The sequence below is a fragment of the Streptomyces sp. NPDC057697 genome (assembly GCF_042799335.1).
Lineage (GTDB): Bacteria > Actinomycetota > Actinomycetes > Streptomycetales > Streptomycetaceae > Streptomyces.
In genome coordinates, this window is record NZ_JBHVJA010000002.1 from 1,010,661 (window position 1) to 1,034,251 (window position 23,591).

23 protein-coding genes are annotated in these 23,591 nt (G+C 71.5%); 13 read left to right on the plus strand and 10 right to left on the minus strand.

Annotated features, from left to right (window positions below; all coding sequences use genetic code 11):
- Positions 1-162 precede the first annotated feature (162 nt).
- Positions 163-765, minus strand: a complete 603-nt coding sequence (locus tag ACFVFH_RS09455) for a PepSY domain-containing protein (protein WP_383765402.1) — start codon at positions 763-765, stop codon at positions 163-165.
- 119 nt (positions 766-884) lie between these two features.
- Here ACFVFH_RS09455 and ACFVFH_RS09460 point away from each other — a divergent pair, with 119 nt between their 5' ends.
- On the plus strand, positions 885-1,547 hold the full coding sequence (locus ACFVFH_RS09460; protein WP_383765404.1) for a response regulator transcription factor: 663 nt from the start codon (positions 885-887) through the stop codon (positions 1,545-1,547).
- Positions 1,544-3,001 (plus strand): ATP-binding protein, encoded by a 1,458-nt coding sequence (locus ACFVFH_RS09465; protein WP_383765406.1) that lies wholly within the window; start codon positions 1,544-1,546, stop codon positions 2,999-3,001. Before ACFVFH_RS09460 ends, ACFVFH_RS09465 begins: the two co-directional genes overlap by 4 nt.
- A gap of 220 nt (positions 3,002-3,221) precedes the next feature.
- Here ACFVFH_RS09465 and ACFVFH_RS09470 read toward each other — a convergent pair whose 3' ends face one another.
- From ACFVFH_RS09470 to ACFVFH_RS09485, 4 genes are all read right to left on the minus strand, one after another.
- Positions 3,222-3,698 carry a MarR family winged helix-turn-helix transcriptional regulator gene (locus tag ACFVFH_RS09470; RefSeq protein WP_383765408.1) on the minus strand — a complete coding sequence of 159 codons (477 nt, stop codon included), beginning with the start codon at positions 3,696-3,698 and terminating at the stop codon, positions 3,222-3,224.
- Positions 3,699-3,822: 124 nt separating this feature from the next.
- Positions 3,823-4,584: an AIM24 family protein gene (locus ACFVFH_RS09475; RefSeq protein ID WP_383765410.1), complete on the minus strand. Its 762-nt coding sequence runs from the start codon at positions 4,582-4,584 to the stop codon at positions 3,823-3,825.
- Positions 4,581-5,231 carry an AIM24 family protein gene (locus ACFVFH_RS09480; protein WP_383765412.1) on the minus strand — a complete coding sequence of 217 codons (651 nt, stop codon included), beginning with the start codon at positions 5,229-5,231 and terminating at the stop codon, positions 4,581-4,583. Before ACFVFH_RS09480 ends, ACFVFH_RS09475 begins: the two co-directional genes overlap by 4 nt.
- A complete protein-coding gene (locus ACFVFH_RS09485) occupies positions 5,231-5,863 on the minus strand; it encodes an AIM24 family protein (RefSeq protein ID WP_383765606.1) in 633 nt (210 codons plus the stop codon). The genes ACFVFH_RS09480 and ACFVFH_RS09485 overlap by 1 nt, the downstream gene beginning before the upstream one ends.
- Before the next feature lie 245 nt (positions 5,864-6,108).
- Between ACFVFH_RS09485 and ACFVFH_RS09490 the strand changes: the two genes are divergently transcribed.
- Both ACFVFH_RS09490 and ACFVFH_RS09495 read left to right on the plus strand, forming a co-directional pair.
- Positions 6,109-6,459 carry a DUF3817 domain-containing protein gene (locus ACFVFH_RS09490; protein ID WP_093544066.1) on the plus strand — a complete coding sequence of 117 codons (351 nt, stop codon included), beginning with the start codon at positions 6,109-6,111 and terminating at the stop codon, positions 6,457-6,459.
- Positions 6,456-6,749 carry an MTH1187 family thiamine-binding protein gene (locus ACFVFH_RS09495; protein WP_030971479.1) on the plus strand — a complete coding sequence of 98 codons (294 nt, stop codon included), beginning with the start codon at positions 6,456-6,458 and terminating at the stop codon, positions 6,747-6,749. Before ACFVFH_RS09490 ends, ACFVFH_RS09495 begins: the two co-directional genes overlap by 4 nt.
- 170 nt (positions 6,750-6,919) lie before the next feature.
- Here the strand turns inward: ACFVFH_RS09495 and ACFVFH_RS09500 are convergent, their stop codons facing one another.
- Positions 6,920-7,906 carry a DUF5937 family protein gene (locus ACFVFH_RS09500; protein ID WP_383765414.1) on the minus strand — a complete coding sequence of 329 codons (987 nt, stop codon included), beginning with the start codon at positions 7,904-7,906 and terminating at the stop codon, positions 6,920-6,922.
- Positions 7,907-7,978: 72 nt separating this feature from the next.
- Between ACFVFH_RS09500 and ACFVFH_RS09505 the strand changes: the two genes are divergently transcribed.
- The 4 genes from ACFVFH_RS09505 (at position 7,979) to ACFVFH_RS09520 (ending at position 12,177) form a co-directional block, all read left to right on the plus strand.
- Positions 7,979-9,436, plus strand: a complete 1,458-nt coding sequence (locus ACFVFH_RS09505; RefSeq protein ID WP_383765417.1) for an MFS transporter — start codon at positions 7,979-7,981, stop codon at positions 9,434-9,436.
- Positions 9,437-9,446: 10 nt separating this feature from the next.
- Complete coding sequence (locus ACFVFH_RS09510; RefSeq protein WP_383765419.1) at positions 9,447-9,956, plus strand: MarR family winged helix-turn-helix transcriptional regulator; 510 nt, start codon at positions 9,447-9,449, stop codon at positions 9,954-9,956.
- Between the two features lie 85 nt (positions 9,957-10,041).
- Positions 10,042-10,374 carry a DUF3817 domain-containing protein gene (locus tag ACFVFH_RS09515; RefSeq protein WP_383765421.1) on the plus strand — a complete coding sequence of 111 codons (333 nt, stop codon included), beginning with the start codon at positions 10,042-10,044 and terminating at the stop codon, positions 10,372-10,374.
- Positions 10,375-10,476: 102 nt separating this feature from the next.
- Positions 10,477-12,177 carry a methylmalonyl-CoA mutase gene (locus tag ACFVFH_RS09520; RefSeq protein WP_383765423.1) on the plus strand — a complete coding sequence of 567 codons (1,701 nt, stop codon included), beginning with the start codon at positions 10,477-10,479 and terminating at the stop codon, positions 12,175-12,177.
- On the opposite strand, the gene ACFVFH_RS09525 is transcribed toward ACFVFH_RS09520, so the two are convergent.
- Entirely contained in the window at positions 12,153-12,812 is a 660-nt protein-coding gene (locus ACFVFH_RS09525; RefSeq protein WP_383765425.1) for a TetR/AcrR family transcriptional regulator, read from the minus strand. The genes ACFVFH_RS09520 and ACFVFH_RS09525 overlap by 25 nt on opposite strands.
- A 317-nt stretch (positions 12,813-13,129) precedes the next feature.
- Between ACFVFH_RS09525 and ACFVFH_RS09530 the strand changes: the two genes are divergently transcribed.
- The 4 genes from ACFVFH_RS09530 (at position 13,130) to ACFVFH_RS09545 (ending at position 17,297) form a co-directional block, all read left to right on the plus strand.
- Positions 13,130-14,098 carry a tetratricopeptide repeat protein gene (locus tag ACFVFH_RS09530; RefSeq protein WP_383765427.1) on the plus strand — a complete coding sequence of 323 codons (969 nt, stop codon included), beginning with the start codon at positions 13,130-13,132 and terminating at the stop codon, positions 14,096-14,098.
- A gap of 598 nt (positions 14,099-14,696) precedes the next feature.
- Positions 14,697-15,350, plus strand: coding sequence for a DUF6230 family protein (locus ACFVFH_RS09535; RefSeq protein ID WP_383765429.1), 654 nt, complete (start codon positions 14,697-14,699; stop codon positions 15,348-15,350).
- A 92-nt stretch (positions 15,351-15,442) separates the two neighbouring features.
- The gene (locus ACFVFH_RS09540; RefSeq protein ID WP_383765431.1) at positions 15,443-16,009 is read left to right on the plus strand and encodes a DUF6114 domain-containing protein; all 567 of its coding nucleotides are present in this window, start codon (positions 15,443-15,445) and stop codon (positions 16,007-16,009) included.
- Positions 15,999-17,297, plus strand: coding sequence for a hypothetical protein (locus ACFVFH_RS09545; RefSeq protein WP_383765433.1), 1,299 nt, complete (start codon positions 15,999-16,001; stop codon positions 17,295-17,297). Before ACFVFH_RS09540 ends, ACFVFH_RS09545 begins: the two co-directional genes overlap by 11 nt.
- 132 nt (positions 17,298-17,429) lie before the next feature.
- Here the strand turns inward: ACFVFH_RS09545 and pyk are convergent, their stop codons facing one another.
- The 3 genes from pyk to pta all read right to left on the minus strand — a co-directional run bounded on the left by pyk (position 17,430) and on the right by pta (position 22,262).
- On the minus strand, positions 17,430-18,860 hold the full coding sequence (pyk, locus tag ACFVFH_RS09550) for a pyruvate kinase (protein ID WP_383765435.1): 1,431 nt from the start codon (positions 18,858-18,860) through the stop codon (positions 17,430-17,432).
- Positions 18,861-18,934: 74 nt separating this feature from the next.
- On the minus strand, positions 18,935-20,185 hold the full coding sequence (locus ACFVFH_RS09555; protein WP_383765437.1) for an acetate kinase: 1,251 nt from the start codon (positions 20,183-20,185) through the stop codon (positions 18,935-18,937).
- Between the two features lie 4 nt (positions 20,186-20,189).
- The gene (gene pta, locus ACFVFH_RS09560) at positions 20,190-22,262 is read right to left on the minus strand and encodes a phosphate acetyltransferase (protein ID WP_383765439.1); all 2,073 of its coding nucleotides are present in this window, start codon (positions 22,260-22,262) and stop codon (positions 20,190-20,192) included.
- Positions 22,263-22,548: 286 nt separating this feature from the next.
- Here pta and ACFVFH_RS09565 point away from each other — a divergent pair, with 286 nt between their 5' ends.
- Positions 22,549-23,574 (plus strand): ATP-dependent 6-phosphofructokinase, encoded by a 1,026-nt coding sequence (locus tag ACFVFH_RS09565; protein WP_383765441.1) that lies wholly within the window; start codon positions 22,549-22,551, stop codon positions 23,572-23,574.
- Positions 23,575-23,591: the final 17 nt, after the last annotated feature.

The following is a 23,591-nucleotide window of genomic DNA, read 5'->3' on the forward strand; positions in this document are numbered from 1 at the left end:
GCTCCCGTCACGGAGGGCTCCCGGCCGGAACGGTTCATGGGCGAGGCCCCGGGAAGCGTCCCCCCTCTCGTGAAGGGAAGGGGGGACGTGCTCCTCCCGGGCTCCCTGGACGGAAGGGCGCTCGGCGGACGCGCGCCCCGGCGACCCGCAGGGGCTGCGGCCTCAGTCGTCGTCGCCGTCGCGGTCGTCGTCCCCGTGGTCGTCGTCCGCCCGGTCCGCCGTCACCTTGCCCGACCGCGCGTCGACATGCAGCTCGTGCCGCTCGCCGTTCCTGCCCCGGACGTCGACCTCCCAGTGCGCCGTCCGGCCGCTCCGGCCGTCGTGGTCGTCCAGCTCGATCGACGTCACGGTCCCGGGGTACGCCTTCAGCGCGGCGTCCACCGCCGCGTCCGGCGACACCCGGGCCGTGCGGGGGGCGCGGCGGTCGTCGTCATCGTCGTCGGAGACATGCCGGCCGAGCACCTTGCCGTTGCCCGGGTCCACCGTCACGTCGTGCCGGGTCCGGTCGGAGCCGTAGACGTCGAGCTCCCAGACGAGGCGGCCGTCCTCGTCGTCCAGCTCGGCCTCGGTGACCGTGCCGGGGACGGCCCGGACGGCGGCGGCGACCGCCTCCTTCACGTCGACCCGGGCGGTCTCGCCGCCCGCCACGCTGCTCCGGCCGGCGTGGTCGCGGCCGTCGTCGTCCGCGAAGGCGACCGCCGTGGCGGCTCCGCCGCCGACGAGCACGGCAGCGGCGACGGCGGCGATGACGATCTTGCGCTTCATGAGGGTTCCTCCCCGTTCGGGTGGTCGCTTTCGACGAGGACCACAGTGCCCGGGAGATGCTGAACGCAGCCTGAAGCCACCTGAAGCCGTCTTCAGGTTCGGTTTGCGACCCTGTGCGTATGCGCCTGTTGATCGTGGAGGACGAGAAGCGGCTCGCGACGGCCCTGGCCGCGGGGCTCACCGCCGAGGGCTTCGCCGTGGACGTGGTGCACGACGGTCTCGAAGGGCTGCACCGGGCCGCCGAGGGGGTCTACGACCTCCTCGTCCTCGACATCATGCTGCCGGGGATGAACGGTTACCGGGTCTGCGCCGCACTGCGCGCCGCCGGGCACGAGACGCCCATCCTGATGCTCACGGCGAAGGACGGCGAGTACGACGAGGCGGAGGGCCTCGACACCGGGGCCGACGACTATCTGACCAAGCCGTTCTCGTACGTCGTGCTGGTGGCCAGGATCAGGGCGCTGCTGCGGCGCCGAGGGGGCGGCTCCGGCTCCCCGGTGGTCACCGTGGGCGCCCTGCGGATGGACACCGCGGCCCGCCGCGTCCATCTCGGCGAGGCGGAGATCACGCTCACCGCCAAGGAGTTCGCGGTGCTGGAGCAGCTCGCGCTGCGGGCCGGGCAGGTGGTGAGCAAGGCGGACGTCCTGGAACACGTCTGGGACTTCGCCTACGACGGCGACCCGAACATCGTCGAGGTGTACGTGAGCGCGCTGCGCCGCAAGCTCGGCGCGGCAGCCATCCGTACGGTGCGCGGCGCCGGGTACCGGCTGGAGGCGCTGTGAGGTCGGTCCGCGCCAGGGCCGCGCTCGGCGCCACCGTGGTGGTCGCCCTCGCGCTGGCGGGCGCCGGGTTCGCCGTGCTCCTCGTCCTGCGCGCCAACCTCACCGACCAGGCGGGGCTCCAGGCCGAGGTGGTGGCCCGGGAGGTGGCCGGGCAGCTGGCCCTGGACGTGCCGTACGACCGGCTGGAGACCCGTGACGAGGAGGACCACCCGGTCCAGGTGACCGACGAGGACGGGCGGGTGGTCGCCGTCTCCAAGGACCTCCGGGCGATCTCCGGGACCGGTACGGACCGGGTCACGCCGGTCCCGTCACCGTCCGCGGGCGGCTCCGACGGCGACGGCGATGACGATGACGATGACGGCGATGACGATGACGACGGGGGCCGGGGCGCCCCTGGCCGCGGTGAAGTCGACTCCGACGAACCGCACTTCGCCAACGGAACCGCCACCGTCGACGGCGACACGGCCGACTACCGCTTCGCGTCCGTCCGGGCGACGACCTCCGCCGGGGTGACCCTGACCGTCCACGCGGGCGCCCCGCTCGCCGCCGAGCAGGAGGCCGTGGGCACCGTGCGGGGCGCGATGCTGACCGGGCTGCCGGTGCTGCTGCTCGTCGTCGCCGGGGTGACCTGGCTGGTGACCCGGCGGGCGCTGCGGCCGGTCGAGGGCATCCGGCGCGAGATGGCCGCGATCACCGCGTCCGAGGACCTGAGCCGACGGGTGCCGGAGCCCGGCTCGCGCGACGAGGTCGCCCGGCTGGCCCGTACGACCAATGAGACGCTCACCGCGCTGGAAGCCTCCGTCGAGCGGCAGCGGCGCTTCGTGGCCGACGCCTCGCACGAACTGCGCAGCCCGATCGCCTCGTTGCGCACCCAGCTGGAGGTCGGGGCGGCCCATCCGGAGCTGCTGGACGTGCCGGGAGCCGTCGCCGACACCGTACGGCTCCAGGCGCTGGCCGCCGATCTCCTGCTGCTGGCCCGGCTGGACGCGGGGGAGCGGCCGGGGCGCACGGTGCTGGACCTCGGCGCGCTGGTCCGCGAGGAGGTCTCGCAGCGCGGTGGCGACCGGATTCCGGTGACGGTCTCCGTGCCGGAGTCCGGGGCGTTCGAAGTGGCCGGATCACGCGGGCAGTTGGCGCGGGTGATCGGCAATCTGCTGGACAACGCGGAGCGCCATGCGCGCAGCGCGGTGACCGTCTCGGTGTCCGCGGCGGAGCGGGGCGGCGTGGTGGTCGCCGTCACCGACGACGGGGCCGGAGTGCCGCCGGACGAGCGCGAGCGGATCTTCGAGCGCTTCGTACGGCTCGACGACGCCCGCGCCCGGGACGACGGCGGTGCGGGGCTGGGCCTGGCCATCGCCCGGGACGTCGCCGTCCGGCACGGCGGCCGGCTCACGGTCGACGGTGCGCCGGAGGGCGGCGCCCGGTTCGTGCTCCGGCTGCCGGGGGCCGACTGACCGGCCGCCGGTTCGTGCTCCGGCCGCGAGGGGGGTCGACTGACCGGCCTGCCGGTTCGTGCTCCGGCTGCCGGAGGTTCACTGACCATCCGCCGGTTCGTACTCCGGCCGCCAGGGGTCCACTGACCGGCCGCCCGTTCGTGCCCGCCCGGCCGCCCGTTCGTGCCCGCCCGGCCGGCCCGGTCGTGCGTCGACCCGCCGTGCGCCGCCCGGCCCTGGGTCAGACCTTGCCGCGTCGTCCGCGGAGGTGATCGGCGACCGGGTTCAGCGCCGCCTGGAGGTTCGCCAGCGCCTCCGGGGTCAGCAGGTCCATGAAGTGCTTGCGGACCGACGCCACGTGGTGCGGCGCCACCTTGCGCATCGTCGCCGCGCCCTCGTCGGTGAGGACGGCGTACAGACCGCGCCGGTCGGACTCGCAGTTCTCCCTGCGGACCAGGCCGGCGCTCTCCATCCGGGTGATCTGGTGCGAGAGCCTGCTCTTGGACTGGAGCGTGGCGGCGGCGAGGTCGCTCATCCGCATGCGCTGGTCGTCCGATTCCGAGAGGTTGACCAGGATCTCGTAGTCGTTGTTGGTCAGGCCGAACGGCTGGAGATCCTTCTCCAGCTGGTGCATCAGCAGCCTGCTGACGTCCAGGTGGGTGCGCCAGGCGCACTGCTCCGCGTCGTTCAGCCAGCGGGTGGCCGTCTCGGTCTCCATATATGGATTCTACCTAAGAAGTTGAAAGCTGGACGAAGTGGGGAGTCCGACGGCCGGCACCCGTCCGGAGGCGGATCCGGGGGCGGGGTGCGGACGGTCGACGTCACACTCCGCAGACTACCGTTCACAACCCGAAGCGGCGCTGGAGGTCCCCGAGCTGGCCGGGCCTGCGGGGTGAGGCGCCAGGTTGACCCGCGCCGCCCGGCACCCCGGCCTGCCCCGGCACCGCGCCCGTCGGCTGTTCGGCCATCAGGATCTCGGTCGACTGGAGCAGCACCGTGCCCGCCCCCACGAACTCGAACTGGTGCTCCTCGCCGGAGGTGCCCCCGATGCCGGTCAGCGACCGCAGCCCGCCCAGTACGCCCGTCATGTAGCCGTGGTCGTAGTGGTGGCACGGCGAGGGGCAGTCCGCCCAGCCCACCAGGGCCTGCGGGTCGACCCGGAGCGGCGGCTCCATGAAGACCACCGGGCCGTTGGAGGCGGCCACGAACTTCCCCGTGCCGATCAGCGTCAGGAAACCCGGCACGATCGACTGCTTGAGTGCCAGCGAGGGCTGGTAGGCGAGGAGGTTGCCCGAGCGGATCGTCAGGTTCCCCTCGTCCAGGTCGTACGAGTTCACGTCGAAGGCCCGGTCCGCGAGCAGCATCTTGCCGCTGCCCTCGGCCACCACCCAGTCGCTCGCGTGCAGCGGCGAATGGAAGCTCGTACGGATCAGCCGCTCGAAGCGGCCGTGCCCGATGCCGTTGAAGTCGATCCGCCCGTAATAGGCGATCATCTTGCCCTTCTGCAGGAACCACTGGCTCCCCTTGAGCTCCACGCAGAAGGTGTACGAGTTGACGTTGTCGTCCGACGGCAACGTCATCGGGTCGAAGACCGGCGTGCTCACAGCTTCTCCTCCGAGGCCTGGACGTACACCGCGCCACTGCCGCTCAGCTCCAGCTGGAACGCCTCGCCGGAGCCGCGCCCCACCATGTCGCGCCAGCCGAGCGCGGTCGAGAGCTTGTTCCGTACGTCGCCGTGGTGCGCGACGTACGCCTGCGGGTCCACGTGCACGGGGCGGCCGGGAGCGATCGGCAGCTCGATCACCCCGCCGTGGGCCATCACCGCGACCGCGCCGTGGCCCTTGAGCGTGGTGGTGAACAGGCCCTGCCCGGTCACCTGGCCGCGCACCATGCCCATCACCCCGCCCTGCGAGCCCATGAACATCGTGCCCTGCTGGAGCGACCCGTCGAAGGCGAGCAGCCGGTCGGCCTCCACGTACAGGGTGTCACCGGCCAGGTCGATCACCTGGATGTGGTGGCCGCCGTGGCCGAACATCACCGTTCCGCTGCCCTCGACCGTCATCAGCGGGGTCGCCTCGTTGGCCACCCGCCGCCCGATCATCGACATCACGCCGCCCTGGCCGCCCTGGATGTTCGGCGTGAACGACACCTCGCCGCGGTAGGCGAGCATCGCGCCCCGCTGGCTGAACATCTTCTGGCCGGGGACCACCGTCGCCTCGACCATCTTCGAGTTGATCTCGCGGAACGGCATCAGACGTCGCCCCCGATGGTGTTCCGCTCGCTCGGCTGGACGTAGACGACGCCCTCGCCCTCGAACCGGATCTGGAAGGACTCCCCGGAACCCTCGCCGATCAGTGTCCGGAAGTTGACCCCGGACTGGAGGTGCTGCTGGAGGCTGCCCTGGTGGGCGATGTAGGCGCCGGGGTCGACGAACAGCGGGTACTGGGCCGAGACCCGCAGCGCCACCGCCGAGCCGTCCGACATGATCGCCACCTGGCCGGTGCCCTCGACGGTGGTGGTGAACAGGCCGTTGCCGCTCGCCCCGCCGCGCAGACCGGTGAAGGTGGTGCCGGTGCGCAGCCCGGCGTCGGTGCAGAGCAGATTGCTCGCCTCGACGTGGAGCTTGTCGCCGTGCAGCGAGACGAGGCTGATCTCGCTCGCCCGGTCCGCGAAGTAACAGGTGCCCTGGCCGGTCACCTCCATCACGGACATCTGCTCGCCGGTCAGCCGCCGGGTCACGATGCCGCGCAGCCCGTCACCGCCGCCCGTCATCTTCTTGAACGTCATCCGGCCGTCGTACGCGACCATCGAGCCGTTCTTCGCCTTCACGGCGTCGCCGGCCAGGTCGACGGCGAGCGTTCTGCTGCCTTGGAGTCGGAACATTGCCACGGGGCGACGTTAGCCGCAGGCCCCCCGGCGGGGACAGGACCCGGGGACGGATCCGGCCCCTGAACCGCCCCTGATACGCATCCGGTACGGGATCCGTACGCAACCGGGACGTATGCCGTGTGGCCGGGGGCCGCCTCCGCCACCCCCGGCGCCGGGCGCCGCCCGCGGCGATGCCACAATGGGGCGAGCTTGTGCCCGTATTCACAAGCCGTCACCGTCCTCCCACCGAAGGTGCCCTCGTGGACATCAAGACCGCCACCGCCCTGCACCGGCTGCGCCTCATCTCGATTCCCGAGGCGCTCTCCTTCCCGGCGCTGATCATCTTCGGCTCGGTCCTCAGCCGGGTCTCCGACATCGACTTCCTGATGATGCCGCTGGGCATCCTGCACGGCGTGCTGTTCGTGATCTACGCCGTCCTGCTGCTCGACGTGTGGGCGAAGACCAAGTGGCCGCTGAAGCGCGTCGCGCTCTTCTTCCTGCTGGCCCTGCTGCCGTTCGGCGGGCTGTACGGCGACAAGCTGCTCAAGCGCTACGAGGCCGACGGCGTCATCGCCGCCCGTGCCCGCCGCGAGGGAGTGGTCAGCGCATGATCGTCGCGTTCTCGGTCAGCCCGCTGGGTGTCGGCGAGGACGTCGGCGAGTACGTCGCCGACGCCGTCCGGGTCGTCCGCGAGTCCGGCCTGCCCAACCGCACCGACGCCATGTTCACCTCCATCGAGGGCGAGTGGGACGAGGTCATGGACGTCGTCAAGCGCGCGGTGGCGGCCGTCGAGGCGCGGGCCGGCCGGGTCTCCCTCGTACTGAAGGCCGATATCCGCCCGGGGGTCACCGACGGTCTGACCTCCAAGGTCGAGACGGTGGAGCGCTACCTGGCGGACTGACGCCCACCCCGCTGCCGAAGCCCCCGCCCCTCCGCCGGAGGAGCGGGGGCTTCGCGCATGCCGGAACGGGGCCGCGGGGCGGGCGTCCCCGTCGTTCAAGGGGCCTCGCGGGCGGGCCGGGCCGCGTCGGCGCCCGAGGACCTCGCTCGGCCTGTGACCTCCGGCGCGGCTCAGTGCTCCGGCACGGCCAGCGCGGTCCCGAGCGGCGTCCGCTCGTACAGCACCTGGTGGCCGTAGCGGCGCGAGGTCAGCAGCCCCGCCGCGCGCAGCACCGACAGATGGTCCGACACGGAAGACGCCGCGAGGCCCAGCCGGTGCGCGAGGGCGCTCGGGCCGGCCGGTTCGTCCAGGGCGCACAGGACGTCGGCCCGGTTGCGCCCCAGCAGCCGGGCGAGCGCCTGCGGGGTGCGGTCGGCGGGCTCCGCCCACAGGCCGCCGATCCCCCGCGCGGGGTAGATCACCGCGGGCAGCCAGGGCGGTTCGTACCCGCTGATCACGTCCGGCCAGGCGAACACGCTCGGCATCAGGACAAGGCCCTGCCCGCCGAGCACCCGGGAGTGCCGGCCCCGCATCCCGGCCAGCGTGAGGGTCGAGTCCGTCCAGCTCAGCTGGTGGCTCAGCTCGCCGAGCAGCCGCGCGAAGCCGACTTCGGCGAGCCTGCGCGAGTGGTACGCGATGTCCGCCTCCAGCAAGGCGCGCAGCCTCGGCCAGTCCGGCTCCACCAGCGTGTGCCAGGCCCGCTCCAGCAGTGCGGCCGACTCGTGGAGCGTCCGCTCGGGGTCGGCCAGCAGGGCCCGGCCGGCGGGGGAGTCCAGCGCCCCCGGCTGGCCGGCGAGGGCCAGGGCCAGGTCCTCGCGCACCAGCCGGGAGTCGATGGCGCGCACCCCGGCGATCTCCTCCTCGAACGAGGCGTAGGGCCCCAGCGGCGGCGGACAGAGGAAGTCCGGGTTGTGTCCGCCCTCCGGCATCAGCGACCACAGCGGCCTCAGATCGAGGCCCTCGGCGGCCTCCCGGACGCGCCGCAGCCACGGCTGGTGGTAGCTGTGCCGCCCGGGGCGCAGAAGGGTGCGCACCGCGGCCTGGGTCTCCCAGAGCGGGGAGAGCGCGAACCGGCAGCGGAGCAGGTCGCTCTCGTCGAAATGCAGGTGGAACGACATGGGCGGCCCCGCGAAGATTCGGCTGAGGCCGAAAGTCTACGGAGCGGCGCCCCGCTCCTCCAGGCTGCGGCCATGCCGAGCAACAGCCCCACCCCGGCGGGCGGCCCCCGTGACGCCGCGGACACCCCGCAGGGCCCCACGGCCCCCGCGCCCCGCGCCGCGAGCGCCCGCCCCGAGCCGCCGCGCCCGGCTCCCGCCCCGGAGCACGCCGAGCCCCTGGACCCGGAACCGGCGCCCGCGCTCCGGGACGGGGCCGGTGCGGCGGCCGCGGAGTCCACCGCCCGCGGCTACCGCGCCGTCTTCGCCGTACGGGAGTTCCGGGCGGTCTTCGCCGCGCATCTGCTCTCGCTGCTCGGCGTCGTGGTCAGCGAGCTCGCGCTCACCGTGCTCGTCTACGACCTCACCGGTTCGCCCCTGCTCAGCGCCCTCACCTTCGCGCTCGGCTTCCTGCCGTACCTCGTCGGCGGCACGCTCTTCGCCGGGGTCGCCGACCGGTACCCGGCCCGCCGGGTGCTGGTCACCTGCGATCTGATCTGCGCGGGCTGCGTGGCCGTCATGGTGCTGCCGGGCACCCCGGTCGGCGCGCTCCTCGCGCTGCGCTGCCTCGTCGCCTCCGTGTCACCGGTCTTCACCGGAACGAGGATGGCCGCGCTCACCGACATCCTGGGCGAGGGCGACCTCTACGTACTGGGCCGCTCGCTGCTGCGGATCGTCTCGCAGAGCGCGCTGCTGGCCGGCTTCGGGGTGGGCGGGGTGCTGCTCGCCGCGTTGTCCGCGCGCGGGGCGATCACGATCACCGTCGGGACGTTCCTCTGCTCGGCGGCGCTGCTCCGCTTCGGCACCCGCCCCCGGCCCGCCAGGACCGGCGGCGGTGGCGGCGGGGCGCTGCTCAGGGAATCGCTGGCCGGGGCCCGTGTCGTCTTCGCCGACCGCAGGATCCGCGCGCTGATGCTGCTCTTCTGGGTGCCCGCGCTGTTCGTCGTCGCCCCGGAGGCGCTCGCCGCCCCGTACGCGGACGAGATCGGTGTGGGCAGCGCCGCGCTGGGGCTGCTGATGTGCGCGATGCCGGTCGGGCACATCGCCGCCGAGCTGTACGCGGGCGCCGTCCTGACGCCGCGCGTCCGCTCCCGGATCGTGCTGCCCGTCGCCGCCGCCGGGCTGCTGCCGCTCCTGCTGTACGGGTTCCGTCCCGGCCTGGTCCCGGCCCTGGTGGCGCTCGCGCTGGCCGGGGTGGGGGCGGCGTACATCATCGGCCTCGACCAGTGGTTCGTCGACGCCGTCCCGGAGGAGCTGCGGGGCCGGGCGATGACCCTGCTCACCGCGGGGCTGATGACGGTCCAGGGCATCGGCATGGCCCTGGCGGGGGTCGCCGCCGAGTTCTTTCCCGTCCATCAGGTGGTGGCCGGTGCCGGTGCGGTCGGGACGCTCTGTCTGCTCCCGCTCGTCCTGGAGGTCAGGAGGACCGCGCCCGCCCCAGGTATTCGGACCGAAGTTCGAGACAGGGCTGACCAGCATATGACCAGTGGGTAAGGTCGGTGCCGTGCCGAAGCCGCTCAGTCTCCCCTTCGACCCCATCGCCCGCGCCGACGAACTCTGGCAGCAGCGCTGGGGCCCCGTGCCCTCGATGGGGGCGATCACCTCGATCATGCGCGCCCAGCAGATCCTGCTGGGCGAGGTCGACGCGGTCGTCAAACCGTACGGACTGACCTTCGCGCGCTACGAGGCACTGGTGCTGCTCACCTTCTCCAAGGCCGGTGAGCTGCCGATGTCCAAGATCGGTGAGCGGCTGATGGTGCACCCCACCTCCGTCACCAACACCGTGGACCGGCTGGTGCGCTCCGGCCTGGTCGCCAAGCGCCCCAACCCCAACGACGGCCGCGGCACCCTCGCCTCCATCACCGACAAGGGCCGCGAGGTCGTCGACGCGGCGACCGAGGACCTGATGGCCATGGAGTTCGGGCTCGGCGCGTACGACGCGGAGGAGTGCGCGGAGATCTTCGCCATGCTGCGCCCGCTGCGGATCGCCGCGCAGGATTTCGACGAGGCGTGACGGAGGGGGAGCGGGGCGTAGAACGGCGTTTCGAGAGCCCGGCCCGCTGCAAGATCGCCCCGGCTGTCCGGTTACGCTCGATGCCATGAAACGCAGTGTGCTGACCCGGTACCGGGTGATGGCCTACGTCACCGCCGTCATGTTGCTGGTGCTCTGCACCTGCATGGTCTTCAAGTACGGCTTCGACAAGGGCGAGGACCTGACGCTCGTCGTCTCCCAGGTCCACGGTGTGCTCTACATCATCTATCTGATCTTCGCCTTCGACCTCGGCTCCAAGGCGAAGTGGCCGATGGGCAAGCTGCTGTGGGTGCTGGTCTCCGGCACCATCCCGACGGCCGCGTTCTTCGTCGAGCGCAAGGTCGTCCGCGAGGTCGAGCCGCTGATCGCCGACGGTTCCCCCGCCACCGCCGGGGCCTGAACCGGCCGGACCCCGGTCCGCACCCCCCGAAACCGCCCCGCGCCGAAGCGCCGGGCGGTTTCCCATCGACATTTACTAGGACGTCCTAGTAAATTCGAAGGTATGGACGCTGACGCGATCGAGGAAGGCCGCCTCCGCTGGCAGGCCCGTTACGACAAGGCCCGCAAGCGTGACGCGGACTTCACCACACTCTCCGGTGACCCGGTGGAGCCCGCGTACGGCCCCCGCCCGGGTGACACGTACGAGGGATTCGAGCGGATCGGCTGGCCCGGCGAGTACCCCTTCACCCGGGGGCTCCACCCCACCGGCTACCGCGGCCGGACCTGGACCATCCGCCAGTTCGCCGGCTTCGGCAACGCCGAGCAGACCAACGAGCGCTACAAGATGATCCTCGCCGCGGGCGGCGGCGGGCTCAGCGTCGCCTTCGACATGCCGACGCTGATGGGCCGCGACTCCGACGACCCCCGTTCGCTCGGCGAGGTCGGTCACTGCGGCGTGGCCATCGACTCCGCCGCCGACATGGAGGTCCTCTTCAAGGACATCCCGCTCGGTGACGTCACCACGTCCATGACGATCAGCGGTCCCGCCGTCCCGGTCTTCTGCATGTACCTGGTCGCCGCCGAGCGCCAGGGCATCGACCCGGGCGTGCTCAACGGCACGCTCCAGACCGACATCTTCAAGGAGTACATCGCGCAGAAGGAGTGGCTCTTCCAGCCCGAACCCCATCTGCGCCTCATCGGCGACCTGATGGAGCACTGCGCCCGCGACATCCCCGCCTACAAGCCGCTCTCCGTCTCCGGCTACCACATCCGCGAGGCCGGGGCGACGGCCGCGCAGGAGCTGGCGTACACCCTCGCCGACGGCTTCGGCTACGTGGAGCTCGGCCTCTCCCGCGGCCTGGACGTCGACACCTTCGCTCCCGGCCTCTCCTTCTTCTTCGACGCGCACCTCGACTTCTTCGAGGAGATCGCCAAGTTCCGCGCGGCCCGCCGGATCTGGGCCCGCTGGATGAAGGAGACCTACGGCGCGAAGACCGACAAGGCGCAGTGGCTCCGCTTCCACACCCAGACCGCCGGGGTCTCGCTCACCGCCCAGCAGCCGTACAACAACGTCGTGCGGACGGCCGTGGAGGCGCTCTCCGCGGTGCTCGGCGGCACCAACTCGCTGCACACCAACGCCCTCGACGAGACCCTCGCGCTCCCCTCCGAGCAGGCCGCCGAGATCGCGCTGCGCACCCAGCAGGTGCTGATGGAGGAGACCGGCGTCGCCAATGTGGCCGACCCGCTGGGCGGTTCCTGGTACGTCGAGCAGCTCACCGACCGGATCGAGGCCGACGCCGAGAAGATCTTCGAGCAGATCAAGGAGCGCGGCACCCGGGCCCACCCGGACGGGCAGCACCCCATCGGGCCGATGACCTCCGGCATCCTGCGCGGCATCGAGGACGGCTGGTTCACCGGCGAGATCGCCGAGTCCGCCTTCCGCTACCAGCAGTCGCTGGAGAAGGGCGACAAGCGGGTCGTCGGCGTCAACGTCCACCACGGCTCGGTCACCGGCGACCTGGAGATCCTGCGGGTGAGCCACGAGGTCGAGCGCGAGCAGGTGCGGGCGCTCGGCGGCCGCAAGGACGCCCGGGACGACGCCCGGGTGAAGTCGGCGCTGGACGCGATGCTGGCCGCCGCCCGTGACGGCTCCAACATGATCGCGCCGATGCTCGACGCGGTCCGGGCCGAGGCGACGCTCGGGGAGATCTGCGGGGTCCTGCGTGACGAATGGGGCACCTACACGGAGCCGCCCGGCTTCTGAGCGACGCCCTGTGCGGAGGCCGCCCCCAGCCCCGCGAGCAGCAGCACGGTGAAGCGCCGGGCCCAGTCCACGTCGACGGGCTCGGCGCTCACCAGCACCCGGTGCACGACCGCGCCGGCGATCACGTCGAAGATCAGGTCGGCGGTGGTGGACGCCATGTCCTCGTCCTGCTCGACGGGCAACTCCCCGCGCTCCTGGGCCCGTTGGCGGCCCTGGAGGACCAGCCGCTTCTGCCGGTCCACGATCGAGTCGCGGATCCGGGTCCGCAGCGCCTCGTCGCGCGTCGACTCCGCGACCACCGCCATCAGCGCCGTCCGGGTCTCCGGCCGCTCCAGCAGCGCGGCGAACTGAAGCACCACCGCCTGCACATCGGCCGACAGGCTGCCCAGATCGGGCAGCTCCAGTTCGTCGAAGAGGACCGCGACGGCGTCCACGACCAGTTCGTTCTTGCCCGCCCAGCGCCGGTACAGGGTCGTCTTGGCGACCCCGGCCCGCGTCGCCACGTCGCCCATCGTCAGCTTCGACCAGCCCAGATCGACCAGCGATGCCCGGGTCGCCTCCAGGATCGCCTCGTCGGCGGCGGCGCTGCGCGGGCGTCCCGTTCGAGGGGGCCGGGGGTGGCTGCGGCTCAGCATGCCGTGACCATACCGGTCAGTAAGTAGAACGGACCGGCCCCGATCACCGTGAGACAGATCACCGGTCGCACCTGTGCGCGAGGGGTGCCCGCCAGTTACGCTACGGGTCGTAGCGTAAGGACGACGGCCCTGCCGTCGTGACGCCGCAACCGATTGACAGCCACAGGCACCGGGTGGGGACCCGGCGCCGAAACGGGTCATTCAGGGGCCCTCGGGCCGTGTCTGTCCGTGCACCCCGCACACCGGCGGGGGCAGCGGACGGGCGCGGTTCTCCCATCGCTTTCCGGATCGGTGCGCCAAGGGGGGAGGATGTACGCATGCAGCCTAGGAACATGTCCATGAGCGGCGTCGTCGACCTCGCCGCGGTGAAGGCGGCCGGCGAGGCCAAGGTGAAGGCGGAGCAGGCCCGTGCCGAGGCCGCCCGGCAGGGTGGTGCCGGCGCCGTGTCGCCGTCCGCCCTGGTGATCGATGTCGATGAGGCGGGCTTCGAGAACGATGTCCTGCAACGTTCCGCCGAGGTCCCGGTCGTCATCGACTTCTGGGCCGAGTGGTGCGAGCCGTGCAAGCAGCTGGGTCCGCTCCTGGAGCGCCTGGCCCATGAGTACAACGGCCGCTTCGTGCTGGCCAAGGTCGATGTCGACGCCAACCAGATGCTGATGCAGCAGTTCGGGATCCAGGGCATTCCGGCGGTCTTCGCCGTCGTCGCCGGACAGGCCCTCCCGCTCTTCCAGGGCGCCGCCCCCGAGGCCCAGATCCGCCAGACGCTGGACCAGCTGATCCAGGTCGGCGAGGAGCGCTTCGGGCTCACCGGCATCGTGGTCGACCAGGACGCCGCCGAGAGCGCCGCTCCGGCCGAGACGCCCGCGGGGCCGTACGACGCCCTGCTCGCGTCGGCCGTACAGGCCCTGGACGCCGACGACTTCGCCGGTGCCGTCCAGGCGTACAAGAACGTCCTGTCCGACGACCCCGGCAACACGGAGGCCAAGCTCGGCCTCGCCCAGGCCGAACTGCTCTCCCGGGTCAAGGACCTGGACGCGCAGCGGGTCCGCGCGGAGGCCGCGGCGAACCCGGCGGACGTCGCGGCGCAACTCGCCGCCGCCGATCTGGATCTGGTCGGCGGTCATGTGGAGGACGCCTTCGGGCGGCTCGTCGAGACGGTGCGGCGCACCTTCGGGGACGACCGGGACGCCGCGCGGGTGCGGCTGCTGGAGCTGTTCGAAGTGATCGGTCCCGACGACCCCCGGGTGGGGGCCGCGCGTACGGCGCTGGCGCGGGTCTTGTTCTGATCTGACAAACGGCCGCGGTGGCCTTCCCGGGACCGCGGTCGTTTTGGCGACAGAACGATAAGAGAAGCCCCCGCTTTACCAAATCTTGATAAAGCGGGGGCCTGTTACTCGCAGTAAATCGCGCACCGGAATCTGTCCGGATTGACGCACTGATCCACCCTTTCGTCCTTCGACTCGGTGCCACCGTGTGTGGCCGGGCGGTACCAGCCGGTCGCGCATCGGTTATCGGGCCGTTACTAGTGAGTAACGAACCCCCTTGTGCCACGGGCGGGAATGCACCACGATCGGCCACGCTCGGTCCAATAACGTCAGCCCGGCGGCCAGTCGGCGCGGCGGCCCTGTTGGGTCCCCACCGAGTGGGCCGGTGGCAGTGGCGCCGGCTCCGGACAGGGGGGTTCCTGTCGTCCGGCAGGGCCTGTCCGAACAGGCCGCGCGCATGCGTGGCCAGTGGTTGTCGCTCGGGGGTGATCGCCGGTGATTCGGACGCGGTTCATGCCTCCGTCGCGGGCGCTCTCCTTGCCGAGGACGTAGCACTTCTCCCATCCCAGGACGGGCCCAGGCCCGGACCGGAGATGTACGTCCGAGAAGGAGGAAAAATATGAGTTCCCAGGTTCGTGGCGGCACCAGATGGAAGCGTTTCGCTCTGGTCATGGTGCCGAGTGTCGTCGCGACCGCGGCGGTGGGTGTCGGTCTCGCGCAGGGCGCCCTCGCGGCGTCGTTCAGCGTGTCCGGCCAGAGCTTCAAGGTGCGTGCGGACAAGCTCGTCGGCCACAACTTCGTGCAGTACGGCAGTGTGGCCACCGGTACGAACCCCGAGGGCAAGAACGGGGCGCACGCGGTAGCCGTGTCCGGCTTCAGCGACGCCACGATCACCAACATGTGCCAGTCGGTGGTCACGCCGAACCTTCCGTTCGGCCTCGGCACCGTCACGCTGGTGCTGAACGCGGGTACCGACCCGAAGAAGCCGGTCAAGGCGACCAATCTGTACCTGGACGTCTCCGAGCTCGACGCGGATGCCCAGTTCAAGAACATCGACATCGGTGTTGCCGCGGGTTCCCTCAAGGACCCGAACAACCCTGATTCGATCGGCATCCAGCCCCGCACCCAGGCGAACCCGGACGGCTTCTCGCAGCGCGCCGAGGAAGCCAGGCTGACCGGCGTGAAGCAGACGGCGTGGGCCACCACCGCCGGAACCTTCAAGCTCAGCAACCTGAGCCTGCGGCTGAAGTCGGGCACCAAGGAGTGCTACTAGCACTCGTCAGGGCGGTCGGAGCGCCCTCGGGACCTCCGGCCGCCCACCTTGTCCCTTCTCACAGCAGTACCGGTTCCAGGGAGCTGTTTTCCATGAGCCCCGAGTCCACAGGGCAGAACGAGCACTACCTCCGCGTCTTCTGGCGGGGATTCCGCACCTGGCGGGGTAACCGGCCGTTCTGGGCGGGCCTGTTCACCATGGTGGGTGGTCTACCCATCGCGTATTTCCCGTACGCCAACATGCACCTCGGCAACGTCACGCTGGCGATGTCCACGACCGCCGGCGCGGGGTCGCTGATCATCGGGATCCTGCTGATCACGCTGGGCCTGACGATGTGGTTCCACCACATCGTCAGAGTGTTCGCCGGAGTCGCCGCGATTCTGCTGGCGCTGATCTCCATACCGGTCGCCAACATCGGCGGCTTCCTGGTCGGCTTCCTCTTCGCCCTGCTCGGCGGCGCGCTCTCCATCTCCTGGGCCCCCGGCGAGCCGAAGCCCGACCCCGTGCCCGTGGGCGCGGCGGGGGAGCAGTCCGAGGGGACCGTTGCCGGGACGCAGGAGCCCGGACCCGGGCTCCACGGCGCGGCGGCGGTGCCACAGCAGCCGGAGCAGTACGACACGACAGTCGAGGTCGACGGCGGGAGGCATCGTGCGGGGTGACGAGAGGCAACTGGATCCGGCCCGGGAGGACCCCGGGACGAGGAACGGACCGCGCCACGCGGCCCCCAGGAAGTCGTTGCTGACGAAGCTGCACATTCCGGCGGGCAAGGCGTTCGCGCTCGCCGCGATGCCGACGGCCGTCCTCGTGGGCATGGGGCTCACCCCCAAGCTCGCGCTGGCCGACGACGGTTCGGACATCCCCTTCGCGCCCGGCCCCTGTGTGACGCGCTCCGACGAACCGAGCGAGGAACCCTCGCCGTCCGCGTCGAAGTCGTCGTCCCCGACACCGTCCGCCACCTCCACCGGCTCCGGCGACCAGGGCGGTACGACGGCCCCGAAGCCCTCGACGACCCCGTCGGCGGGCGACGAGGCCGAGCCGAAGACGAAGCCGAAGCCGAAGACGAAGGCGGAGGCGGCCGACGCCCCCGCCGCGGAGAAGAGCGCCTCGCCCGCACCCACGAAGACGAGGAACCCGCTCGACCCGCTGGGCCTCGGCGACGCGCTCAAGGACCTCTTCGACGGACCGGACAAGGAGACGGCGAGCCCGTCCCCGGACGCGAGCACCGCGTCCCCGAAGCCGTCGCGGACCGACAGCGAGAAGAAGCCCGACGGGAAGCCCGCCGAGAAGCCCGACGGGAAGTCCGGCGGCGCCGCGAAGGAGACGGCCGACAAGACCGCCTCCGCGATCCGCGAGGCCGCGGGCCGGGCGGGCCGGACCGTCGAGGAGCTCGACGACAGCGCCAAGGGGCTCGACGCCAAGAAGGACGAGGACATCCCGGACGGCGCCAAGGAGCGCTTCCCGTGTCCGAGCCCCGACCCCGAGGCACTGGCCGCGGCCGATCTGGAGACCGGCGTCCCGCTGCTCCCGACCGACCCGTGGATCCTGGAGAGCTCGATGCTCACGCTCAACGGGCTCGACTACGAGGGCATCGTCGAGGTGAAGACGTACAACGGCACCGTCAAGAAGGCGCTGAAGTTCACCGCGAGCTCCATCGACATCGACAACCTGCACCAGAAGACGGTCGGCCCGGCCGGTACGACGGCCCATGTCGAGGCGCGGAAGGGCTCCAAGTCCACCATCCGCGACGGCAAGGTGACCATGTACACGGAAGAGCTGAAGGGGAATCTCTTCGGCCTCATCCCGGTCACGTTCAGCCCGCAGACTCCGCCTCCGCTGAACGTGCCCTTCGCCTTCTTCACCAAGGTCAAGGTCACGCAGGCCGGCCAGTTCGGCGGCACGCTCACGGTCCCCGGGCTGCACAACTACTTCACCGGCGGCAACGGATAGGGCGTGTGCCGTCGGGCGGACGGGACCTCCCGGCACACACCCCGGAGCCTCTTCGGGAGCCGCACAGGACCGTGGGCCGCACTCCTCTCGCAGGAGTGCGGCCCACGGTCGTGTCCACGGGCGCCGGAGGCGTCAGTCGCGCGCGCCGCCGCCGACGTGGTGCACCCGGACCATGTTGGTCGTGCCCGGGATGCCGGGGGGCGAGCCGGCCGTGATGACCATGGTGTCGCCCTCGTTGTAGCGGCCCAGCTTCAGCAGCTCGCCGTCGACCAGGTCGACCATCGCGTCGGTGTTGTCCACGTGCGGCACGACATGGGCCTCGACGCCCCAGCTGAGCGCGAGCTGGTTGCGGGTGGACTCGTCCGTGGTGAAGGCCAGGATCGGCTGCGCCGCGCGGTAGCGGGAGAGCCGGCGGGCCGTGTCACCGGACTTGGTGAAGGCGACCAGCGCCCTGCCGTCCAGGAAGTCCGCGATCTCGCACGCGGCACGGGCCACCGAACCGCCCTGGGTGCGCGGCTTCTTGCCCGGCACCAGCGGCTGGAGGCCCTTGGAGAGCAGCTCCTCCTCGGCGGCGACGACGATCTTCGACATCGTCTTGACCGTCTCGATCGGATACGCGCCCACGCTGGACTCGGCCGACAGCATGACCGCGTCCGCGCCGTCCAGGATCGCGTTGGCGACGTCGGACGCCTCGGCGCGGGTCGGCCGCGAGTTGGTGATCATCGACTCCATCATCTGGGTCGCGACGATCACCGGCTTGGCGTTCCGCCGGCAGAGCTCCACCAGGCGCTTCTGCACCATCGGGACCTTCTCCAGCGGGTATTCGACGGCCAGGTCGCCACGGGCGACCATCACACCGTCGAACGCCATGACGACGCCCTCCATGTGCTCGACGGCCTGCGGCTTCTCGACCTTGGCGATGACGGGGACCCGGCGGCCCTCCTCGTCCATCACCTTGTGGACGTCCTTGACGTCCTCGGCGTCCCGCACGAAGGAGAGCGCCACCAGGTCGCAGCCCATCCGCAGGGCGAACCGCAGATCCTCGACGTCCTTCTCGGACAGGGCGGGGACGTTGACCGCCGCGCCGGGCAGGTTGATGCCCTTGTGGTCGGAGATGACACCGCCCTCGATGACGATGGTCTTCACCCGGGGGCCCTCGACCGCGACGACCTTCAGCTCGACGTTGCCGTCGTTGATCAGGATCGGGTCGCCCTTGGCGACGTCGCCGGGCAGGCCCTTGTAGGTCGTGCCGCAGATCGACTTGTCGCCGGGGACGTCCTCCGCGGTGATGGTGAACTCGTCCCCGCGGACCAGCTCGACGGGGCCCTCGGCGAACTTCGCCAGGCGGATCTTGGGGCCCTGGAGGTCGGCGAGCACGCCGATCGCACGGCCGGTCTCGGCGGCGGCCTTGCGGACCCGGTCGTAACGACCCTGGTGCTCCTCGTGGCTGCCGTGACTGAAGTTGAAGCGGGCCACGCTCATGCCGGCCTCGATCAGAGCGACGAGCTGCTCGTGGGAGTCGACGGCGGGACCGAGTGTGCAGACGATTTTGGAACGGCGCATGAGGCGGATCCTATCGGTTTGTTTCGCTACGGAATATTCCGTCTGGTGGAAGGTACAAAGGGGCGCGGGGGTGCTCAGTTGTGGGCCTGTCCGACGAGTGCGAAGGTCTGGTCGGCGATCTCCAGCTCCTCGTCCGTCGGTACCACGGCGACCGCCACCCGCGCGTAGTCCGGTGAGATCAGCCGGGGCTCGTCGGACCGTACGGCGTTCAGGTCCGCGTCCACCGCCAGGCCGAGCTCTTCGAGACCGGCGACGGCAGCCTCCCGCACCGGCGCGGAGTTCTCCCCCACCCCCGCCGTGAACACCACGGCGTCCACCCGGCCGAGGACCGCCGAATAGGCGCCGATGTACTTCTTCAGCCGGTGCACATAGATGTCGAACGCCAGTGCCGCGCGCTCGTCGCCCGCGTCGATCCGGCGCCGGATCTCCCGCATGTCGTTGTCGCCGCAGAGGCCGACCAGACCGCTCTTCTTGTTGAGCAGCGCGTCGATCTCGTCCGCCGACATCCCCGCGACGCGCATGAGGTGGAAGGTGACGGCCGGATCGACGTCCCCGGAGCGGGTGCCCATCACCAGCCCCTCCAGCGGGGTCAGCCCCATCGAGGTCTCCACGCACCGGCCGCCGGCCACCGCCGACGCCGAGGCGCCGTTGCCCAGGTGCAGCACGATGACGTTGACCTCCTCGGGGGTGCGCCCCAGCAGCTCGGCGGTCTTGCGGGAGACGTACGCGTGCGAGGTGCCGTGGAACCCGTAGCGCCGGATGCGGTGCGCGTCGGCGGTCTCCGTGTCGATCGCGTACCGCGCCGCGTACTCCGGCATCGTCGTGTGGAAGGCGGTGTCGAAGACCGCCACCTGCGGCAGGTCCGGCCGCAGCGCGCGGGCGGTGCGGATGCCGGTGATGTTCGCCGGATTGTGCAGCGGGGCCACCGGGACCAGACGCTCGATCTCCTTCAGCACCTCGTCGTCGATCACCACGGGCTCGGTGAACCGCAGCCCGCCGTGCACCACCCGGTGACCGATCGCGGCGAGCTGCGGGGAGTCCAGGCCGAGGCCGTCGGCCGCCAGTTCCTCCGCCGCGGCCTTCAGCGCCGCCGCGTGGTCGGCGATCGGGCCGGTCCGCTCGCGCCGCTCGGCGCCCCTGCCGAGCAGCGGGGTGTGCACCAGCCGGGAGGTCTCCTCGCCGATCCGCTCGACCAGGCCCACCGCGAGCCGGGAGCGGTCGCTCATGTCCAGCAGCTGGTACTTCACCGACGAGGAGCCGGAGTTGAGGACCAGCACCCGGTACGCGCCCGTCGTGGTGGAGTCCTCGGTGGTCGGGACGGTCATCCGTTCACTCCTTGCCCTGCGCCTGGATCGCCGTGATGGCCACGGTATTGACGATGTCCTGGACGAGCGCGCCGCGGGACAGGTCGTTGACGGGCTTCCGCAGCCCCTGGAGGACCGGTCCGACGGCCACCGCACCCGCCGAGCGCTGCACGGCCTTGTAGGTGTTGTTGCCGGTGTTCAGGTCCGGGAAGATCAGCACCGTCGCCCGGCCCGCCACCTCTGACCCGGGCAGCTTCGTCGCGGCGACGCTCGGCTCCACCGCGGCGTCGTACTGGATCGGGCCCTCGATCCTGAGGTCCGGCCTGCCCGCCCGGACCAGGTCCGTCGCCTCGCGCACCTTGTCGACGTCGGCGCCCGTGCCGGAGGTGCCCGTCGAGTACGACAGCATCGCGATCCTCGGCTCCACGCCGAACCGGGCGGCGGTGGCGGCCGACTGCACCGCGATGTCGGCGAGCTGCTCCGCGTCCGGGTCCGGGTTGACCGCGCAGTCGCCGTACACCAGCACCTTGTCGGCGAGGCACATGAAGAAGACGGAGGAGACGATCGAGGCGCCCGGCCGGGTCTTGATGATCTCGAAGGCGGGGCGGACCGTCGCCGCGGTGGAGTGCACGGCCCCGGAGACCATGCCGTCCGCGAGCCCCTCCTGGACCATCAGGGTGCCGAAGTAGTTGACGTCCGCGACGACGTCGTACGCCAGCTCCACCGTGACCCCGCGATGGGCCCGCAGCTGCGCGTAGCGCTCGGCGAAGGTCTGGCGCAGCTCGGAGGTCTGCGGGTCGATGAGCCGGGTCTCCGCGAGGTCGATGCCGAGGTCGGCGGCCTTCTTGCGGATGACGTCGGGGTCGCCGAGCAGGGTGAGGTCGCAGACGTCGCGGCGCATCAGTACGTCGGCGGCGCGCAGCACCCGTTCCTCGGTGCCCTCCGGCAGGACGACCCGGCGCCGGTCCGCGCGGGCCTGCTCCAGCAGCTCGTGTTCGAACATCATCGGGGTGATCCGGCCGCTGCGGGCCACCGAGATCCGCTCCAGCAGGGCGCCGGTGTCCACATGGCGCTCGAAGAGGCCCAGCGCGGTCTCCGCCTTGCGGGGGGCCGCCGCGTTCAGCTTGCCCTCCAGGGCGAAGAGCCGGGCCGCGGTGGGGAAGGATCCGCCGGCCACCGACACGACCGGGGTACCCGGTGCGAGCCGTGCGGCCAGCCTGAGTATCTCCTCGCCGGGGCGCTCGTCCAGGGTCAGCAGCACCCCCGCGATGGGCGGGGTCCCGGCGCTGTGCGCGGCCAGCGAGCCGACCACCAGGTCCGCCCGGTCGCCCGGGGTGACCACCAGGCACCCCGGCGTCAGCGCGTTCAGCATGTTCGGCAGCATCGCACCGCCGAAGACGAAGTCCAGGGCGTCCCTCGCCAGCCCGGAGTCGTCGCCGAGCAGCACCGTGCCGCCGAGCGCCGCGGTGATCTGGGCGACGGTTGGCGCGGAGAGCGCCGCGTCGTCGGGCAGGACCGAGCAGGGGACGGGCAGCGTGGCCGTCAGCCGCTCCGCGATGACGTCCCGGTCCTCGGCCGCCACCCGGTTCACGATCACGGCGGCCACGTCGCAGCCCAGTCCGGCGTAGGCGCGGTAGGCGTTGCGGGTCTCGGCCCGCACCGACTCCGCGGTCTGGCCCTTCCCGCCGACCACCGCGATCACCGAGGCGCCGAACTCGTTGGCCAGGCGTGCGTTGAGCGCCAGCTCGTCGGGGAGCTGGGTGGCGGCGAAGTCGGTGCCGAGCACGAGTACCACCTCGTACTTCTGTGCCACCTGGTGGAACCGGTCCACGAGCAGGGAGACCAGCTCGTCGGTGCCGCGTTCCGCCTGGAGCGCGGCCGCCTCGGGGTAGTCCAGCCCGTAGGCCGACTCGGGGTCCTGGGAGAGCCGGTAGCGGGACCGCAGCAGCTCGAAGAGCCGGTCGGGTCCGTCGTGGACGAGCGGGCGGAACACCCCGACCCGGTCCACCTGACGCGTCAGGAGCTCCATGACTCCCAGATCGACGACCTGCCGGCCGTCTCCCCGGTCGATCCCGGTCACGTACACGCTGCGCGTCACGCGTGTTCTCCCGTCCACTTGCGGTTTGGGATGGTATTGCCATGTTGACGATACCCGCGGGGCCCGAGACGCCGCCCGCCGGGCGAAGCAGCCGGTCCGGGGCCCGCGGGGCCGTCCCTGCCCCCGTCCGCCGCGCCCCGGGCAGGGGCCCGCGCGCCCTTCCCGCGGTGACGGGGAGCGCGGGGCCCGGATCCGGCGTGGGACAATCTTCGTGGCTCACGGTACGGGGGACTTCTGTGGACGTCCCCCACAATGCACGGCACTAGCGAGCAGGAGACACAGCACGATGCGCATCGGAATTCTCACCGCAGGCGGCGACTGCCCAGGTCTGAACGCAGTGATCCGGTCGGTCGTGCACCGCGCCGTGGTGGGGCACGGCGATGAAGTCATCGGCTTCGAGGACGGGTTCAAGGGGCTCCTCGACGGTCACTTCCGCCCCCTCGACCTCAACGCGGTCAGCGGCATCCTCGCCCGCGGCGGCACCATTCTCGGCTCGGCCCGGCTGGAGCGCGACCGGCTGCGCGAGGCCGCCGAGAACTGCGCGGAGCTGAGCCGCCGTTACGGCATGGACGCCCTCATCCCGATCGGCGGCGAGGGCACCCTCACTGCCGCCCGGATGCTGTCGGACGCCGGGATGCCCGTGGTCGGCGTCCCCAAGACCATCGACAACGACATCTCCGCCACCGACCGGACCTTCGGCTTCGACACCGCGGTGGGCGTCGCCACCGACGCCATAGACCGTCTCAAGACCACCGCCGAGTCGCACCAGCGGGTCATGGTCGTCGAGGTGATGGGTCGGCACGCGGGCTGGATCGCGCTGGAGTCAGGGATGGCCGGCGGCGCGCACGGCATCTGCCTCCCCGAGCGCCGCTTCCAGGTCGACGACCTGGTCAGGATGGTCGAGGCACGCTTCGCGCGCGGCAAGAAGTTCGCGGTCATCTGTGTCGCCGAGGGAGCGCACCCGGCCGAGGGCTCCATGCCCTACGCCAAGGGCGAGATCGACCAGTTCGGCCACGAGCGCTTCCAGGGCATCGGCAACCGGCTGGCCATCGAGCTGGAGACCCGGCTCGGCAAGGAGGCCCGGCCGGTCATTCTCGGGCATGTGCAGCGGGGCGGCACGCCGACCGCGTACGACCGGGTGCTCGCCACCCGCTTCGGCTGGCACGCGGTCGAGGCGGCGCACCGGGGCGACTTCGGCCGGATGACGGCGCTGCGCGGCACGGACATCGAGATGGTCCCGCTCGCCGACGCGATCACGCGGCTCAAGACGGTCCCCAAGGACCGGATGGACGAGGCCGAGTCGGTCTTCTGACCCTGGCGCGGCGGCGG

Excerpts from the sequence above, each read along its gene's own strand:
- ACFVFH_RS09455 (WP_383765402.1), bottom strand. The coding sequence starts at position 765 with ATGAAGCGCAAGATCGTCATCGCCGCCGTCGCCGCTGCCGTGCTCGTC.
- ACFVFH_RS09505 (WP_383765417.1), top strand. The coding sequence starts at position 7,979 with ATGCCGAGCAACAGCCCCACCCCGGCGGGCGGCCCCCGTGACGCCGCG.
- ACFVFH_RS09555 (WP_383765437.1), bottom strand. The coding sequence starts at position 20,185 with ATGACCGTCCCGACCACCGAGGACTCCACCACGACGGGCGCGTACCGG.
- ACFVFH_RS09525 (WP_383765425.1), bottom strand. The coding sequence starts at position 12,812 with ATGCTGAGCCGCAGCCACCCCCGGCCCCCTCGAACGGGACGCCCGCGC.
- ACFVFH_RS09485 (WP_383765606.1), bottom strand. The coding sequence starts at position 5,863 with ATGTTCCGACTCCAAGGCAGCAGAACGCTCGCCGTCGACCTGGCCGGC.
- ACFVFH_RS09540 (WP_383765431.1), top strand. The coding sequence starts at position 15,443 with ATGAGCCCCGAGTCCACAGGGCAGAACGAGCACTACCTCCGCGTCTTC.
- ACFVFH_RS09530 (WP_383765427.1), top strand. The coding sequence starts at position 13,130 with ATGCAGCCTAGGAACATGTCCATGAGCGGCGTCGTCGACCTCGCCGCG.
- ACFVFH_RS09470 (WP_383765408.1), bottom strand. The coding sequence starts at position 3,698 with ATGGAGACCGAGACGGCCACCCGCTGGCTGAACGACGCGGAGCAGTGC.
- ACFVFH_RS09565 (WP_383765441.1), top strand. The coding sequence starts at position 22,549 with ATGCGCATCGGAATTCTCACCGCAGGCGGCGACTGCCCAGGTCTGAAC.
- ACFVFH_RS09495 (WP_030971479.1), top strand. The coding sequence starts at position 6,456 with ATGATCGTCGCGTTCTCGGTCAGCCCGCTGGGTGTCGGCGAGGACGTC.
- ACFVFH_RS09515 (WP_383765421.1), top strand. The coding sequence starts at position 10,042 with ATGAAACGCAGTGTGCTGACCCGGTACCGGGTGATGGCCTACGTCACC.
- ACFVFH_RS09460 (WP_383765404.1), top strand. The coding sequence starts at position 885 with ATGCGCCTGTTGATCGTGGAGGACGAGAAGCGGCTCGCGACGGCCCTG.
- ACFVFH_RS09520 (WP_383765423.1), top strand. The coding sequence starts at position 10,477 with ATGGACGCTGACGCGATCGAGGAAGGCCGCCTCCGCTGGCAGGCCCGT.
- pyk (WP_383765435.1), bottom strand. The coding sequence starts at position 18,860 with ATGCGCCGTTCCAAAATCGTCTGCACACTCGGTCCCGCCGTCGACTCC.
- ACFVFH_RS09500 (WP_383765414.1), bottom strand. The coding sequence starts at position 7,906 with ATGTCGTTCCACCTGCATTTCGACGAGAGCGACCTGCTCCGCTGCCGG.
- ACFVFH_RS09480 (WP_383765412.1), bottom strand. The coding sequence starts at position 5,231 with ATGCCGTTCCGCGAGATCAACTCGAAGATGGTCGAGGCGACGGTGGTC.
- ACFVFH_RS09535 (WP_383765429.1), top strand. The coding sequence starts at position 14,697 with ATGAGTTCCCAGGTTCGTGGCGGCACCAGATGGAAGCGTTTCGCTCTG.